Source organism: Pseudomonas sp. ADAK2 TE3594 (genome assembly GCF_053628675.1).
In genome coordinates this window covers 4,118,367-4,133,621 of record NZ_JBRJGV010000001.1, presented here as the reverse complement: position 1 = coordinate 4,133,621, position 15,255 = coordinate 4,118,367, and the positions used below count along the sequence as shown (strand labels likewise).

Here is a 15,255-nt window from a genome sequence, read left to right as displayed (position 1 = left end):
GAGGTAGGTTGCGAGCAGACAAGGAGATGCTCATGCCCGCCACACTGTCTTTTTCCCTCAAACAGGCTCGGCGTCTGGCGCTGGCTGCCCAAGGGTTCAACGGGCGCCAGCCGCCGACGGCGATCAAAGCGGTTCAGCTCAACAGGCTGATCGAACGCCTGGGCATTCTGCAGATCGATTCGGTCAATGCGTTGGTGCGTTCGCACTACCTTCCCTTGTTTTCCCGTCTTGGCAATTATTCATCCGACTTGCTCGATCAGGCTGCCTGGAGCCAGGGCCGTCGACGCACGTTATTCGAATACTGGGGCCACGAAGCGTCTTTATTGCCCTTGTCGATGTACCCCTTGATGCGCTGGCGCATGCGGCGCGCGACCCGCGGTGAAGACATCTATCAGCAACTGGCGCGCTTCGGTCGTGAGCAGCAGGACACGATTCGCCGCGTGTTGGCGTCGGTTCAGGAACTCGGTGCGCTGGGGGCGGGCAGCTTGTCGACCCGTCAGGAGCGGGCAGGGCCGTGGTGGGATTGGAGCGCGGAAAAACATGCGCTGGAATGGTTGTTCGCTGCCGGTGAAGTGACCGTGGCCGGCCGGCGCGGGTTCGAACGGCTTTATGACTTGCCGGAACGGGTGATTCCTTCGGTGATTCTCCAGCAGCCCTTGCTCAACGAGGCCGAGGCTCAGCGCGGGCTGTTGCTACATGCCGCCAATGCGTTGGGCGTGGCGACGGAAAAGGACCTGCGGGATTATTTTCGCCTGAGCCCGGCAGACAGCCGGCCGCGTCTGGCAGAGTTGGTAGAGGAAGGTGATCTGCTGGTGTGTGAGGTTGAAGGCTGGCGACAACCGGCCTATTGCCTGGCAGAGCCGAAAGTACCGCGCAAGGTCGAGGCCAGTGCGTTGCTTTCACCGTTCGATTCGCTGATCTGGGAACGTAGTCGTACCGAGCGATTGTTCGATTTCCGTTATCGGCTGGAGATTTATACGCCGCAGCACAAGCGCATCTACGGCTATTACGTATTGCCGTTTTTGCACCATGAGCGGATTGCCGCGCGGGTCGACTTACGGGCCGAGCGAGCGTTGGGCCGGTTGGCGGTGCATGCCGTGCATGAGGAAGAACCGGGGCTGGATGAGGCGGGGATGTTGGCGTTGGCGGTCAATCTGCGGCGGATGGCGGATTGGTTGGGGCTGGCGCAGATTCAATTGAATTGCCCGCGGGCGAGTGCAGCAAGATTGCGGGTGGCATTGGCACAGATTGAGGGTGGTTGAGCCGACGCCATCGCGGGCAAGCCCGCTCCCACAGGGTTCGTGCCGGACACATAATTTGTGAACGGCAGGGTCATTCAGGATGAGGGCAAGTTTGCTCCCACAGGGTTTGTGCCAAACACATAATTTGTGAACGACGCGGTCATTGTGGGAGCGGGCTTGCCCGCGATGGCGGCCTGTCAGGCAATAAAAAAACCTACTGACTCACCGCCGAACCTGCTTCAACGTCTCAGCAATCAAAAACGCCAATTCCAGCGACTGATCGGCATTCATCCGTGGGTCGCAATGAGTGTGGTAACGGTCCGACAACCCATCCTCGGTAATAGGCCGCGCGCCGCCGATGCATTCGGTGACGTTCTGCCCGGTCATTTCGATGTGGATGCCGCCGGCATAACTGCCTTCCGCCTCGTGAACCTGGAAGAACTGTTTCACCTCGCCAAGGATCTGCGCGAAGTCGCGGGTCTTGTAGCCGCTGCTGGCCTTGATGGTGTTGCCGTGCATCGGGTCGGAACTCCAAAGCACCTGCTTGCCCTCGCGCTGCACTGCGCGGATCAGCTGCGGCAGGTGATCGCCGACCTTGTTCGCGCCCATCCGCGCAATCAGGTTCAGGCGACCCGGGTCGTTGTCCGGGTTGAGCACATCGATCAGGCGAATCAGGTCTTCGGGGTTCATGCTCGGGCCGACCTTCACGCCGATCGGGTTGTGCACCCCGCGCAGGAATTCGACGTGCGCGCCGTCCAGTTGACGGGTACGGTCGCCGATCCACAGCATGTGGGCCGAGCAATCGTAGTAGTCGTTGGTCAGGCTGTCGCGACGCACGAAGGCTTCTTCGTAGTTCAGCAGCAGCGCTTCGTGGGCGGTGAAGAAGCTGGTTTCGCGCAGTTGCGGCGAGCTGTCCATGCCGCAGGCGCGCATGAAGGCCAGCGTTTCATCGATGCGGTCGGCCAGGTGGCTGTACTTCTCGGCCAGCGCCGAGTTGGCGATGAAGTCCAGGTTCCACTTGTGCACCTGATGCAGGTCGGCAAAGCCGCCCTGGGCAAAGGCACGCAGCAGGTTCAGGGTTGCGGTGGACTGGTGGTAAGACTGCAGCAGGCGATCCGGGTCCGGTACACGGCTTTTTTCGTCGAAACCAATGCCGTTGACGATATCGCCACGGTAGGCCGGCAGCGTCACGCCGTTGATGGTTTCATCGTTGGCCGAACGGGGTTTGGCGAACTGGCCGGCCATGCGCCCGACTTTGACCACCGGGCAACCGGCGGCGAAGGTCATGACGATCGCCATCTGCAGCAACACTTTAAAAGTGTCACGAATTTTCGCGGCGGAGAATTCGGCGAAGCTTTCGGCGCAGTCGCCGCCCTGCAACAGAAATGCCCGGCCCTGGGTGACTTCGGCGAACTGACGGCGCAACTCCCGGGCTTCACCGGCAAACACCAGCGGCGGATAGCTCGCCAGGGTTTGCTCGACGTGCAGCAAATGCGCCGCGTCGGGGTATTGAGGTTGTTGCTGGATCGGCAGGGCGCGCCAGCTGTCAGGGCTCCAGGGTTGGCTCATTGCAGTCTCTAGTGTTTTACGCTCGGACGGTTATGTTATCAGCAATTAGTGCGTGACCTGTTCCCGTCGCTTCGCGGACAATCGCGCCTTTGCCGCTTCAACCCTGCGGTTTATTACGTTACCGGGCCCGGTAACGATCAGGAGACGAAATGACTGAGGAGCGCGTCGAGCATCTGCTCGCCGAGGTACAGGACGAGTTCGGCGTGATTCGCGTGCTGGAAGTGGCCGATTACCGTTTTCTGGAGTTCGGTGATGCCATCGAACAGAGCTGCGTGTTCACCGCTGACCCGAGCTGGCTCGAGTACGATTACACCCGGGCGATGCTGATTGGCGCGCTGTGCCACGAACAGCCGGAAAGCGCGCTGTTCCTCGGGCTCGGCGCCGGCACGCTGACTCAGGCTTGCCTCAAGTTCCTGCCACTGGAAGACGTCGAAGCCATCGAGCTGCGCCCCGATGTGCCGCGCCTGGCCATCGAGTACCTCGGGCTGGATGACGATCCGCGGCTGTACATCCGCGTCGGCGATGCCCTGGAATTGCTCGATACGGCTGAATCGGCCGATCTGATTTTCGTCGACCTCTATACCGATGTCGGGCCGGGTGTCGGGCATCTGGCCTGGGGTTTTCTGGAAAACTGTCAGAAGCGTTTGAATCCGGGTGGCTGGCTGGTGATCAACCAGTGGGCCACCGACGATGGCAGACCGTTGGGGGCGGCGTTGTTGCGCGGCCTCTATCACCGGCATTACTGGGAGCTGCCAGTGAAGGAGGGCAACGTGATTCTGATCGTGCCATCGGAGCTGGATCAGGAACTGGACATGGATGGGCTGATCGCACGCGCTGAAGGCCTGGCGCCGCGATTGGGGTATTCGTTGCAGTCGTTGATCAAAGCGATTCGGCCGGCGACGTAGAGAGTGGTTGGCCTTTAGGGCCTCTTCGCGGGCAAGCCTCGCTCCTACAGGTTTTGTGTCGTTTACGGCAATGTGAACGACCTAACCCTGTAGGAGCGAGGCTTGCCCGCGAAGGCTTCCTTCCTGTCAATACATCCTCAAACCCCTTTGAAAACGCCCGGTCGCTTCTCGATCATCGACCGCACACCTTCCTTGGCATCCTCGCTATTCAGCAATTTTTTCACCTGCGCCGGCAAGGCCTGAGCTGCCGCCATTTCACCCTCATAGCGTGCCTGCCGGGCAGACATCAGCGTTGCCTGAACCCCCAGCGGTGCCTGCCGGGCAATCCGCTCAGCCAGTTCAATTGCCCGCGGCAACAAGTCCTCACTGGCCATGACCTCCTGTACCAACCCCAGATGCAAGGCGTCATGGGCGTCGAATTCATCGCCGGTGAGCAGCCAGCGCATGGCATTGCCCCAGCCGGCGACCTGATGCAGGCGCAAAGTGGCGCCGCCGAACGGGAAGATCCCGCGCTGCACTTCCTTCTGGGCAAAACGGGTATTGCTGGCGCACAGGTTGATGTCGGCAGCCAGCATCAACTCGATGCCAACGGTCAGGCAGTAGCCTTGAGCCGCGACAATCACCGGTTTGCTGACCCTGGGGCCGGCGAGCACGCCCCACGGGTCACAGCCACCGGGCGGTACCTGCCAGCCTTCGGCCAGGGCCGCGCCGGCGCTGACCAGATCGAGCCCGGCAGTAAAATGCTCACCATGACCGAACACCACCGCCACCCGCGCCTCGCTGTCGGCCTCGAACTCTCCATAGGCCAGACTGAGTTCGTTGAGCAGGTCGAGGTCGAAGGCATTGCGCTTGGCCACCCGATCCAGGCCGATCATCAGGACATGACCATGTCGTTCACGGGTTACACGACTGGGGCTGGGCTGATTCATGGGACATTTCCTCGGGCGGGAAGGGGCGGGAAGGGATATGTGAGACCAAAGGTCTGCGTCACAAGAGTGAACCGTTTTAGCGCCATCGTCAGCAGGGCCGGGCCTTTGCAAAATAGACCGTCGCACGATTATCCGCAAAGCCCATGACACAACGGCGTACGCCGGTTTTTTCCGATAAAAAAAGCTCCCTTTTTGGGCTAATTCCGGTATAGTGCGCGCCGGCCTTTAACCGGGCCGCGTTTAGGTAGCGCAATTCCCCGAAGTCAGCTTCGGCTGCACGTCCGCACAGCGGACTCTTCCTTGACGAATCTTTTTCATTCATTCGTTTTCGCAAATCCCCGCCGACAAAGCAGCCAGGGCGACTCTTGAGTCTTACACGGCATGCGCAGCTTTGGAGCATGGGTCTTTGCGGATGCACTTAGAGGCAGACCCATGACCCAGGAAACCGGCGGCTTCGCCGCTTTTAATCTTAATCCGAATATTCTTGCAGCCGTCATTGCGACCGGCTACGAAGAGCCTTCGGCTATTCAGCAGCAATCGATCCCGATCATCATGGCCGGTCACGACATGATTGGTCAGGCGCAAACCGGTACCGGTAAAACCGCCGCGTTCGCCCTGCCGATCCTGCACCGCATCGATCCTGCAAAGCGCGAGCCGCAAGCCCTGATCCTGGCGCCAACCCGTGAGTTGGCGCTGCAAGTAGCAACCGCTTTCGAAACCTACGCCAAGCAAATGCCGGGCGTTACCGTTGTGGCCGTTTACGGCGGCGCCCCTATGGGTCCACAACTGAAAGCAATCCGTAATGGCGCACAGATCGTTGTCGCCACGCCGGGCCGTCTGTGCGACCACCTGCGTCGTGACGAAAAAGTCCTGGCTACCGTGAACCACCTGGTTCTCGACGAAGCGGACGAAATGCTCAAACTGGGTTTCATGGACGACCTCGAAGTTATCTTCAAGGCACTGCCTGCAACCCGTCAGACCGTATTGTTCTCGGCCACCCTGCCGCAGTCGATCCGTGCCATTGCCGAACGCCATCTGCGCGATCCGCAACACGTGAAGATCCAGACCAAGACTCAGACCGTTACCGCGATCGAACAGGCTCACCTGTTGGTTCACGCTGACCAGAAGACCTCGGCTGTATTGAGCCTGCTGGAAGTGGAAGATTTCGACGCCCTGATCATGTTCGTGCGCACCAAGCAAGCGACCCTGGACCTGGCCAGTGCCCTGGAAGCCAAAGGCTACAAAGCCGCTGCGCTGAACGGTGACATTGCTCAGAACCAGCGTGAGCGCGTGATCGAATCCCTCAAGGATGGCCGTCTGGACATCGTTGTGGCGACCGACGTTGCCGCTCGTGGCCTGGACGTTCCGCGCATCACTCACGTGTTCAACGTTGACATGCCGTACGATCCTGAGTCCTACGTTCACCGTATCGGCCGTACCGGCCGTGCCGGTCGCGAAGGTCGTGCACTGCTGCTGGTGACTCCTCGTGAGCGCCGCATGCTGCAAGTGATCGAGCGTGTTACCGGTCAGAAGGTTGCCGAAGTTCGTCTGCCGGATGCCCAGGCCGTTCTCGATGCTCGCATCAAGAAACTGACCAACAGCCTGTCGCCGCTGGTCGCTGATGCCGAATCGACTCACGGTGATCTGCTGGATCGCCTGACCGCCGACATCGGTTGCACCCCGCGTGCACTGGCCGCTGCTCTGCTGCGCAAGGCAACCAACGCTCAGGCGCTGACCCTGGCCGCAATCGAGAAAGAACGTCCATTGGTGCCGAACAACGCACCGCGTGGCGATCGTCCTGAGCGTACCGGTGATCGTCCAGACCGTGGTGATCGTGAGCGTCGCGCTCCGGTTCCATTGGCCGAAGGTCGTGCTCGTTGCCGTACCGCGCTGGGTGCGCGTGATGGTATCGCTGCCAAGAACCTGCTGGGCGCCATCCTGAATGAAGGCGGTTTGGCGCGTGAAGCCATCGGCCGCATCCAGGTACGTGACAGCTTCAGCCTCGTCGAGCTGCCGGAAGATGGTCTGGAGAAGCTGCTGACCAAACTGAAGGACACTCGCGTTGCCGGTAAGCAGTTGAAGCTGCGTCGCTATCGCGAAGATTGATCCGCTCTCGAGCTGATTGATCGCACATAAAAAATCCCTGACTGGTTCGGGGATTTTTTTTGCCTGCTGTTTCTGCCCGGCTTTTGAGCGGAGTCGCCCCCATCGCGAGCAGGCTCGCTCCCACAGGTGCCGCAGATCAATGTGGGAGCGAGCCTGCTCGCGATGGGGGCGACTCGGTCTACCTGTCAGCCAAAGCGATAAATGTCCATCCCCAGTGCCCCCATGGTGAAACCCTGGTGCGCCACGCTGAACTCACCCCCAGCCGCGCGGGCAAAGTACAGCGGCAGCAGATGCTCGTCACTCGGATGGCTGCGCACAGCATTCGGAGCTTGCTGACGATAGTCGTGCAATGCGGCTTCGTCATTCGCTTCAAGCTTCTCGATCATCCAGTCGCGGAACGCCTTGGCCCAGGGTTCGACGCTTTCCGGGCCGGCGTGCCAGTCCAGTTCGCGCAGGTTGTGGGTGATGCTGCCGGAGCCGATCAACAGAACACCGTGCTCGCGCAGGCTGGCCAGGGCATGGCCGACACGGGTTTGCAGGGCGGGGCCACCACGAGTGGGCAGCGAAACCTGTACCACCGGAATATCAGCTTGCGGATACATCAACGACAAGGGCACCCAAACTCCGTGGTCGAACGGTCGCTGGCTGTCGACGCGCGCAGGCAGGCCGTCGGCCTTCAGCAGCTCGACCACCTCCGCCGCCAGTTGCGGATTGCCCGGGGCCGGGTATTGCACCTCGAACAAGGCCTGCGGAAAGCCGCCGAAGTCGTGCCAGGTTTCAGGTTGGGGGTTACCGCTGACCAGCAGTTCGCTGCTTTCCCAATGCGCGGAAACCACCACGATGGCCTTGGGTTTCGGCAATGCGGCGGCCACACGCGCCAGAGCCGGTCCGCTGGCACCGGGTTCCAGGGCTAGCATCGGGGAGCCATGAGAGATATACAGGCTGGGGAACATGAATGAGCTCCTGAGAGTAAGATGGCACCATCTTCAGTCAGATCATTGATCTAAATCTAATATAAGTTTTAGGGTCTTTTGATCGAATTTTTCGGGGTTAATTATGCAGCCGGAGTTTTGGCACAAACGATGGGCGTCGAATCAGATCGGCTTTCATCTGCCGGAAGTGAATCCTTATCTGCAACGGTTCTGGCCAGCGTTGAGCCTGGAAGAGGGCGCTCGCGTGCTGGTGCCGCTGTGTGGGAAAAGTCTGGATCTGTTGTGGCTGGCGCACCAAGGTCATGAGGTCTTGGGGATTGAGCTGTCGGAAAAGGCCGTGGAGGATTTCTTCAGTGAGCATCAATTTGACCCGGACGTCAGTGAGCAGGGGCCCTTCAAGGTCTACCGTGCCGGTTCAATCGAGTTGTGGTGTGGCGATTTCTTTGAGTTGACGGCAGGCGATGTCGCCGACTGCAGCGGGCTGTACGACCGCGCGGCGTTGATTGCCCTGCCGCCGGCGATGCGTGAGCAATACGCGGCTCATTTGATTCGCATTCTGCCGAAGGATTCTCTGGGGTTGTTGATTACCCTGGATTACGACCAGGCGCAGATGGACGGGCCGCCGTTTGCGGTGCTGGATGATGAAGTGCGGCGGTTGTTCGGCGATGTGTGGGCGCTGAAGATTCTGGAAGACCAGGACGTCCTGGGTGAGAGCTGGAAGTTTCTTGAGGCCGGTGTCACGCGGCTTGAAGAGCGGGTGTATCGGGTTTCCAGCCATTAAGGTGTGTTGAGTTTGCTGGCCTCTTCGCGGGCAAGCCCGCTCCCACAGGGGATGGTGGTGCATCGACAAACGCATATCCTTGTGGGAGCGGGCTTGCCCGCGATGAGGCCCTGAAGAGCACCGCACTAATCAAACAAACAAAAAAAGGCCCGCATCGCTGCGGGCCTTTTTTTTGATGCGGAGTCTGTCAGCCCCGACGACGCAATGCGTCGATGCGTTCTTCCAGCGGCGGGTGGCTCATGAACATACGGGCGAACCCTTGTTTGAGACCACCGTTGATGCCGAAGGCATTCAGCGTGTCCGGCATGTGCACCGGCAGCCCTTGTTCTGCACGCAGACGCTGCAGGGCGCCGATCATTGCGCTGGTACCGGCCAGGCGCGCGCCGGCTTCGTCCGCACGGAACTCACGTTTGCGCGAGAACCACATGACAATGGCGCTGGCCAGAATACCCAGGACCAGTTCGGCGAAGATGGTCGCCACGTAGTAGGCAATGCCTTGGCCTTCTTCGTTCTTGAAGATCACCTTGTCGATAAAGTTGCCGATGATCCGGGCGAAGAACATCACGAAGGTGTTCACCACGCCCTGGATCAACGCCAGGGTAACCATGTCGCCATTGGCCACGTGGCCGATTTCGTGGGCCAGGACGGCTTTCACTTCATCCGGCGAGAAACGCTCGAGCAAGCCTTGGCTGACCGCGACCAGTGCGTCGTTCTTGTTCCAGCCGGTGGCGAAGGCGTTGGCTTCATAGGCCGGGAAAATCCCGACTTCGGGCATCTTGATCCCGGCTTCGCGGGACAATTGCTCGACAGTTTGCAGCAGCCATTGCTCGTGCCGGGTGCGCGGCTGGCTGATGATCTGGGTGCTGGTACTCATTTTCGCCATCCACTTGGAGATGAACAGCGAGAACAGGGAACCGGCGAAACCAAAGACCGCACAGAAAATCAGCAGCTGATTGAGGTTGAGATCAACCCCATTGGCCGCCATGAACCCGTTGAAGCCGAAAAGGCTCAGGGTGATGCTGGCAATCAGCACGACCGCCAGGTTAGTGGCCAAAAACAGCAAAATGCGCATCATGGTTGTAGAAATCTCCTCGTGCTAAATATGTAGCGTACTGCGGGGTATATAAGGTGCTGCACCGGGCTATTCAACCGAGTGACTATTTCAAACTGTGTCCTACAACAACAGTCTAGCGGCTTGAAGGGCATTTCCGACGTCGGCATGGGAAACGGTTGTCAGCCAATTAGCGTCGCAGGCCCCCGCCGTTGTTAGGCGCGGGCATGAAACGTGTCGTCAGTCAGCGCTTGAAACAACGATGCAGGGCAGGGTGCAAAGATATGTTGCTGAATTAATCACCGTGCGACTTTAAGCAGCGTCGCACGGTGACAGGCCACTTACTGGCGATAGGATTTGAGGAAGTTACCGATCCGGCCAATCGCCTGATCCAGGTCGTCGAGTCGTGGCAGGGTGACCACACGGAAGTGGTCCGGCCATGGCCAGTTGAAGGCCGTGCCTTGTACCACCAGCAGCTTCTCCGAGAGCAACAGGTCGAGCACGAATTTCTCGTCGTTGTGGATCGGGCAGACTTTCGGGTCGATCCGCGGGAACGCATACAATGCGCCCATCGGCTTGACGCAGCTCACGCCCGGAATGTCGTTCAGCAGTTCCCAGGTACGATTGCGCTGTTCCAGCAGACGCCCTTGCGGCAGCACCAGATCGTTGATGCTCTGATAGCCGCCCAGCGCGGTCTGGATGGCGTGCTGGCTCGGCACGTTGGCACACAGGCGCATGTTGGCCAGTATGTCGATGCCTTCGATGTAGCTCTGGGCATGATGTTTCGGGCCGGAAATGGCGACCCAGCCGGAACGGAAACCGGCCACGCGATAGGATTTGGACAGACCGTTGAAGGTCAGGCACAGCAGGTCCGGTGCCAGCGAGGCGGTGCAGATGTGCACGGCATCGTCGTACAGGATCTTGTCGTAGATTTCGTCGGAGAACACCACCAGATTGTGCTGGCGGGCCAGTTCCAGCATGCCCAGCAGTACTTCTTTCGAATACACCGAACCGGTAGGGTTGTTCGGGTTGATGATGACAAGGGCCTTGGTGTTCGGGGTGATCTTGGCCTTGATGTCGGCCAGGTCCGGCCACCAGTTGGCCTGCTCGTCGCACAGGTAATGCACCGGGTTGCCACCCGCCAGGCTTACCGCGGCAGTCCACAACGGATAGTCGGGGGCCGGCACCAGCACTTCGTCGCCGTTGTTGAGCAGGGCCTGCATTGACATCACGATCAGCTCGGAAACGCCGTTGCCCAGATAAATGTCTTCAATGCCGACGCCTTCCACCTGCTTTTGCTGGTAGTACTGCATCACGGCCTTGCGGGCGCTGAACAGGCCTTTGGAGTCGCTATAGCCTTGGGCGGTCGGCAGGTTGCGGATCACGTCCTGAAGGATTTCATCCGGCGCTTCGAAACCAAAGGGCGCCGGGTTGCCGATGTTCAGCTTGAGGATGCGATGACCTTCCTCTTCCAGGCGTTTGGCGTGCTTGAGCACTGGGCCGCGAATGTCGTAGCAGACGTTGGCGAGCTTGTTCGATTTGCTGACCTGCATGGCGATGTATTCCCGAAAATGAACGATCCAGGCGGCGTATGAACGACCGTGCTGGGAATCCTGCGTATTCACACAGGCCTGACGCCTTGAGTGACGGCACTCATAAATCCGTTTGAATGCACGTGGTCTGGCTGCCAGACTGGCGTTTGACGAGGCGCAATCATACGTGCCGCCCGATCCGTGGAAAAGGTACAGATCGGGCTTTTTCAGCTGCTGAGGTGTAACAATGGAAAAGTTGCAGAAAACCCTGGAAGAATGGCGTGAAATGCTCGATCCGGAGCAGTACAACGTTTGCCGCCTCAAGGGCACCGAACGGCCATTCTCCGGCAAATACAACGGCACCAAAACCGACGGTGTCTACCAGTGCATCTGCTGCAACGCGCCGCTGTTCGACTCCAGGACCAAATTCGATTCCGGTTGCGGCTGGCCGAGCTTCTACGCGCCGATCGGCGACAGCGCCATGGTCGAGATCCGTGATGTGAGCCACGGCATGATCCGCACCGAAGTGGTTTGCGCCAAGTGCGATGCGCACCTTGGGCATGTGTTCCCGGACGGTCCGCCGCCCACTGGCCTGCGTTACTGCATCAACTCGGTGTGCCTGGACCTGGTTCCCCGCGAGTAAGGCGAGCCCCGTAGGAGCGAAGCTTGCTCGCGAAGGCGTCGGGTCAGTCAACATCAGTGTTGAATGTTAAGACGCCTTCGCGAGCAAGCTTCGCTCCTACAGAGGATCAGCGTCTCACAATTTAAATTGCACACAATTCAATTGCTCGCTATGTTTGGTCTTTCTTCCTTCACTCGGAGTTCGTGCCATGAGCGACAACCTGCTGAGCATCCCTTGCACCACCATCAAGGGCGAGCAAAAGACCCTGGCCGATTTCGCCGGCAAAGCGGTGCTGGTGGTCAACACCGCGAGCAAGTGCGGGTTCACCCCGCAGTACAAAGGCCTCGAAGAGCTGTGGCAGACCTACAAGGATCAAGGCCTGGTGGTGCTCGGTTTTCCCTGCAATCAGTTCGGCAAGCAAGAGCCGGGCAACGAGGGGGCGATTTCCGAGTTCTGCGAGTTGAATTACGGGGTGAGTTTCCCGCTGTTCAAGAAGATTGAAGTGAACGGTGCCGACGCCCATCCACTGTTCGTTCAGCTGAAAAAGCGCGCACCGGGCGTGCTCGGTTCCCAAGGCATCAAGTGGAACTTCACCAAGTTTCTGATCAGCCAAGACGCCAAGCTGGTCAAGCGCTTTGCTCCGGCGACCAAGCCGCAGGACCTGAGCCGCGAGATCGAAGCCCTGCTCAAATGAACACGTTGTCAGTTGATTCGCTGAAGCTCGACAGTCAGCTCTGCTTCAAACTGTACGCCGCTTCTCGGGCGGTGATCCGTGCCTACAAGCCGATGCTCGATCAGTTGGGCCTGACTTACCCGCAATACCTGGCGATGCTGGTGTTGTGGGAATGGCAGGAGACGGCGCCGGAGCAGCCGACGGTCAAGGCCTTGGGTGAGCGCCTGGCGCTGGATTCCGGGACCCTGACGCCGCTGCTCAAGCGCCTTGAGCAACTGCAGTTGGTGCAGCGTCAGCGTTCGGCGCGCGATGAGCGTGAGGTGCACTTGAGCCTGTCGCCCTCCGGCAAGGCTTTGCGCGATCAGGTCGGGCCGCTCAAGGCCCGGCTGTTGTGCGATAGCGGCGTCGATCTTGATCGCCTGAATGATCTGCGCGATGGCCTCGATCACCTGCTGGGACAAATCAAAGCGCTGTCGTAGTGGGTATCCACAAGTCGAGCAGGGCGGCCAGTTCTTCCCGGCGGAAAGGTTTGGCCAGGTAGTCACTCATGCCCGCCGCGCGGCAGCGTTCGCGTTCTTCGGACATGGCGTTGGCGGTCAGGGCGACGATGGGCAACTGTGGCCAGCGCCCGCTACGACGAATCTGCCGACTGGCTTCATAGCCATCCATCACCGGCATGTTGCAGTCCATCAGCACCAGATCGAATTCGCTCTGCTCAAGCTGATCCAGCGCTTCGCCGCCGTGGGCTGCGACGCTCACCTCGCAACCGAGTTTTCCGAGCATTCCCTTGGCCACCAACTGATTGACCGGATTGTCTTCCACCAGCAGGATGCGTCCGCGTCGCTGGGGTGAGATGGCTTCGATCCGGGCACCGTTGATCGTGGTGAGTTCCGGCTGCAAGATCCGCCGCAATGCCTGATAAAGCGCGTTGCGCGCCAAAGGCCGCGCCTGCTGCTGCAAAGGCGCCAGGGCGTTGGCTTGCTCGCCGGGCAGGAAACTGCCGTAAGCGGTCACCAACAGAATCGGCGCGGTGAAGGTAGGACGCAGGCCAAACAGGCATTCGGGACAATCGGTGATCAGTACATCCGGCTCCAGGCCGATTAGCCGGTCATCGATGGAACGCTGCTGATAGTCGAGCCCCCAGCCGGGCAACAGACTGCTCAACAGTTCCGCCAGACCGCTGCTGGCGGCAGTAATCGCGACGACGTTGCCCCGCAGTGCTGCCGGGGAAATGGCCCGGGTATGGCAGGGCAGGGGCAGGTCGGCGCAGAACTGACTGCCGAAGCCCGCTTCCGAGCTGATCGTCAGACGCCCTTGCATGGCTTCGCAGAGGCTATAAGTCAGCGCCAGGCCCAGCCCGGTCCCGCCGAATTGCCGGGTAATGCCGGCACCGGCCTGGGTGAACGGCTGGAAGATCTTGACCTGCGCGTCCTGGGCGATGCCGATGCCAGTGTCGCAGACTTCGATTCGCACACCGTCTTCGAACGTTGAAAGACGCACATCGACCCGCCCGAAGCGGGTGAACTTGAGGGCGTTGGACAACAAGTTGCTGACGATCTGCCGGACCCGGGTCGGATCACCGAGCACCAGTGCGGGAAATTGCGGGTCGATCAGGCATGCCAGCTCGACACTCGGCGCGGCGTTCTGGGACAGCAGGTTGGCGGTATCTTCGATCAGCGAACCAAGGTCGAATGGAATGTGTTCGAGTTCGAGCTGGCCGGCATCGAACTTCGACAGGTCGAGAATATCGTTGAGCAGTTCCACCAGCACTTTGCCCGAGTCATGGGCGATGGACAGCTGTTGCTGCTGCTCGGCATTGAGCGGGCCGTCCAGCGAGAGCGCGATCATCCCCAGCAGACCGTTGAGGGGCGTGCGGATTTCATGACTCATGTTGGCCAGGAACACCGAGCGCGCTTCGGCCATGTCCAGCGCAGTGCTGCGGGCGACTTCCAATTCCTCGTTGGATTGGCTGAGGCGGGTATTGATCGCCTTGAGTTCCGCGGTGCGGGCCGAGACGATGTTTTCCAGTTGCGAGAGGTAGTCAGTCAGGCGGTTTTCGGCGTTGCGTCGTTGCTGGATTTCGGTGGCGATATTTTCGAACTGCTGATTGGCGACTTCGACCAAGACCCCGATTTCATCGTTTTCATGCCCCGTCGGACACTCCAGCAACGTCGGTTCCGCACTGCGCGGATCACGGCCACTGAGTTCGCGGATAACCCGCACCAGCGGTTTGGTCAGCATCACGTAAAACAGCGCCAGCAGAATGCCTGTGAGAATCAGGCTGCGCGCGAAGCCGTTGAGCAGGGTCACTTCGGCCCGGCGCAGGAAACGACTGCCGAAGGTGTAGGTATCGACTTCCAGGCGCAATGTCCCGAGGGATTCTTCCGGCAAGTGGTCGAGATAAAGGCGGTCTTCGAACTGCCGGTTGGCGCCGAACAGGAAGTCGCTGATCATCCGGTCATTGTTTTCCAGGCCCGGACGTTTGACGGCGGCCAGCACGGTATTGTTGTTGTCGGTCAATTGCGCGCCGATGATTGCCGGGGAGCGCAACAGACCCAGGGCCAGTTCCTGAGCGAGTTCGGCATCGATGTTGTAGGCGATGCGGGATGCCGGGTTATGGCTGATTTCCAGCAAGGACAGTATTTCGCGGTTGATGGAGGCGTCTTCGCTGGCATAATCGATGCCTATTTGCAGCAGGCTGAGCAGCGTGCCCAGAATGAAACCGGCCAGCACCGTAATCCTGGCTTGTTTGTACGACAGCCGGTGGCTGAACTTGATATCCATGGGATGTTGAACCACTTCCGTTTCCCTTCGCTGCTCAAGCATAGTCGATCATCAATGGATACCGATGTTCTCGCAAAACACCTGCAGGGGGTGTAGATGCTGTGTTTCGTCGTTGTACCGCCATCATTAC

Annotated in this window: 14 protein-coding genes; 7 read left to right on the top strand and 7 right to left on the bottom strand. The window is 59.7% G+C overall.

Going from position 1 to position 15,255, the window contains the following annotated elements; all coding sequences use genetic code 11:
- Positions 1-32: 32 nt before the first annotated feature.
- The gene (locus AB7M22_RS18225; RefSeq protein ID WP_454187339.1) at positions 33-1,262 is read left to right on the top strand and encodes a winged helix-turn-helix domain-containing protein; all 1,230 of its coding nucleotides are present in this window, start codon (positions 33-35) and stop codon (positions 1,260-1,262) included.
- A gap of 201 nt (positions 1,263-1,463) precedes the next feature.
- Here AB7M22_RS18225 and AB7M22_RS18220 read toward each other — a convergent pair whose 3' ends face one another.
- A complete protein-coding gene (locus AB7M22_RS18220; RefSeq protein ID WP_007899909.1) occupies positions 1,464-2,810 on the bottom strand; it encodes a class II 3-deoxy-7-phosphoheptulonate synthase in 1,347 nt (448 codons plus the stop codon).
- 149 nt (positions 2,811-2,959) lie between these two features.
- Between AB7M22_RS18220 and AB7M22_RS18215 the strand changes: the two genes are divergently transcribed.
- A complete protein-coding gene (locus tag AB7M22_RS18215; protein ID WP_454187338.1) occupies positions 2,960-3,715 on the top strand; it encodes a spermidine synthase in 756 nt (251 codons plus the stop codon).
- Between the two features lie 137 nt (positions 3,716-3,852).
- Here AB7M22_RS18215 and AB7M22_RS18210 read toward each other — a convergent pair whose 3' ends face one another.
- Together AB7M22_RS18210 and AB7M22_RS18205 are read right to left on the bottom strand one after the other, a co-directional pair.
- The gene (locus AB7M22_RS18210) at positions 3,853-4,644 is read right to left on the bottom strand and encodes a crotonase/enoyl-CoA hydratase family protein (protein WP_454187337.1); all 792 of its coding nucleotides are present in this window, start codon (positions 4,642-4,644) and stop codon (positions 3,853-3,855) included.
- Positions 4,645-4,732: 88 nt separating this feature from the next.
- The gene (locus AB7M22_RS18205) at positions 4,733-4,966 is read right to left on the bottom strand and encodes a hypothetical protein (protein ID WP_454187336.1); all 234 of its coding nucleotides are present in this window, start codon (positions 4,964-4,966) and stop codon (positions 4,733-4,735) included.
- A gap of 110 nt (positions 4,967-5,076) precedes the next feature.
- Between AB7M22_RS18205 and AB7M22_RS18200 the strand changes: the two genes are divergently transcribed.
- Complete coding sequence (locus tag AB7M22_RS18200) at positions 5,077-6,750, top strand: DEAD/DEAH box helicase (protein WP_007943712.1); 1,674 nt, start codon at positions 5,077-5,079, stop codon at positions 6,748-6,750.
- Between the two features lie 185 nt (positions 6,751-6,935).
- Here the strand turns inward: AB7M22_RS18200 and AB7M22_RS18195 are convergent, their stop codons facing one another.
- On the bottom strand, positions 6,936-7,703 hold the full coding sequence (locus AB7M22_RS18195) for a DODA-type extradiol aromatic ring-opening family dioxygenase (RefSeq protein ID WP_454187335.1): 768 nt from the start codon (positions 7,701-7,703) through the stop codon (positions 6,936-6,938).
- 103 nt (positions 7,704-7,806) lie between these two features.
- On the opposite strand from AB7M22_RS18195, the gene AB7M22_RS18190 reads away from it, so the two are divergent.
- A complete protein-coding gene (locus tag AB7M22_RS18190) occupies positions 7,807-8,463 on the top strand; it encodes a thiopurine S-methyltransferase (protein WP_454187334.1) in 657 nt (218 codons plus the stop codon).
- Between the two features lie 187 nt (positions 8,464-8,650).
- On the opposite strand, the gene htpX is transcribed toward AB7M22_RS18190, so the two are convergent.
- Together htpX and AB7M22_RS18180 are read right to left on the bottom strand one after the other, a co-directional pair.
- Positions 8,651-9,538, bottom strand: coding sequence for a protease HtpX (gene htpX, locus AB7M22_RS18185; RefSeq protein ID WP_454187333.1), 888 nt, complete (start codon positions 9,536-9,538; stop codon positions 8,651-8,653).
- A 317-nt stretch (positions 9,539-9,855) separates the two neighbouring features.
- A complete protein-coding gene (locus AB7M22_RS18180) occupies positions 9,856-11,067 on the bottom strand; it encodes a pyridoxal phosphate-dependent aminotransferase (protein WP_454188833.1) in 1,212 nt (403 codons plus the stop codon).
- 226 nt (positions 11,068-11,293) lie between these two features.
- On the opposite strand from AB7M22_RS18180, the gene msrB reads away from it, so the two are divergent.
- From msrB to AB7M22_RS18165, 3 genes are all read left to right on the top strand, one after another.
- Entirely contained in the window at positions 11,294-11,689 is a 396-nt protein-coding gene (gene msrB / locus AB7M22_RS18175) for a peptide-methionine (R)-S-oxide reductase MsrB (RefSeq protein ID WP_454187332.1), read from the top strand.
- A gap of 187 nt (positions 11,690-11,876) precedes the next feature.
- A complete protein-coding gene (locus AB7M22_RS18170; RefSeq protein WP_050681933.1) occupies positions 11,877-12,362 on the top strand; it encodes a glutathione peroxidase in 486 nt (161 codons plus the stop codon).
- On the top strand, positions 12,359-12,820 hold the full coding sequence (locus AB7M22_RS18165) for a MarR family winged helix-turn-helix transcriptional regulator (RefSeq protein WP_008009390.1): 462 nt from the start codon (positions 12,359-12,361) through the stop codon (positions 12,818-12,820). The genes AB7M22_RS18170 and AB7M22_RS18165 overlap by 4 nt, the downstream gene beginning before the upstream one ends.
- Here the strand turns inward: AB7M22_RS18165 and AB7M22_RS18160 are convergent.
- Complete coding sequence (locus AB7M22_RS18160; protein WP_454187331.1) at positions 12,804-15,125, bottom strand: response regulator; 2,322 nt, start codon at positions 15,123-15,125, stop codon at positions 12,804-12,806. The two genes, AB7M22_RS18165 and AB7M22_RS18160, sit on opposite strands and share 17 nt — an antisense overlap.
- Positions 15,126-15,255: the final 130 nt, after the last annotated feature.

Excerpts from the sequence above, each read along its gene's own strand:
- AB7M22_RS18215 (WP_454187338.1), top strand. The coding sequence starts at position 2,960 with ATGACTGAGGAGCGCGTCGAGCATCTGCTCGCCGAGGTACAGGACGAG.
- AB7M22_RS18160 (WP_454187331.1), bottom strand. The coding sequence starts at position 15,125 with ATGGATATCAAGTTCAGCCACCGGCTGTCGTACAAACAAGCCAGGATT.
- AB7M22_RS18180 (WP_454188833.1), bottom strand. The coding sequence starts at position 11,067 with ATGCAGGTCAGCAAATCGAACAAGCTCGCCAACGTCTGCTACGACATT.
- AB7M22_RS18200 (WP_007943712.1), top strand. The coding sequence starts at position 5,077 with ATGACCCAGGAAACCGGCGGCTTCGCCGCTTTTAATCTTAATCCGAAT.
- AB7M22_RS18220 (WP_007899909.1), bottom strand. The coding sequence starts at position 2,810 with ATGAGCCAACCCTGGAGCCCTGACAGCTGGCGCGCCCTGCCGATCCAG.
- AB7M22_RS18165 (WP_008009390.1), top strand. The coding sequence starts at position 12,359 with ATGAACACGTTGTCAGTTGATTCGCTGAAGCTCGACAGTCAGCTCTGC.
- msrB (WP_454187332.1), top strand. The coding sequence starts at position 11,294 with ATGGAAAAGTTGCAGAAAACCCTGGAAGAATGGCGTGAAATGCTCGAT.
- AB7M22_RS18225 (WP_454187339.1), top strand. The coding sequence starts at position 33 with ATGCCCGCCACACTGTCTTTTTCCCTCAAACAGGCTCGGCGTCTGGCG.
- AB7M22_RS18170 (WP_050681933.1), top strand. The coding sequence starts at position 11,877 with ATGAGCGACAACCTGCTGAGCATCCCTTGCACCACCATCAAGGGCGAG.
- AB7M22_RS18210 (WP_454187337.1), bottom strand. The coding sequence starts at position 4,644 with ATGAATCAGCCCAGCCCCAGTCGTGTAACCCGTGAACGACATGGTCAT.
- AB7M22_RS18195 (WP_454187335.1), bottom strand. The coding sequence starts at position 7,703 with ATGTTCCCCAGCCTGTATATCTCTCATGGCTCCCCGATGCTAGCCCTG.
- AB7M22_RS18190 (WP_454187334.1), top strand. The coding sequence starts at position 7,807 with ATGCAGCCGGAGTTTTGGCACAAACGATGGGCGTCGAATCAGATCGGC.
- htpX (WP_454187333.1), bottom strand. The coding sequence starts at position 9,538 with ATGATGCGCATTTTGCTGTTTTTGGCCACTAACCTGGCGGTCGTGCTG.
- AB7M22_RS18205 (WP_454187336.1), bottom strand. The coding sequence starts at position 4,966 with ATGAATGAAAAAGATTCGTCAAGGAAGAGTCCGCTGTGCGGACGTGCA.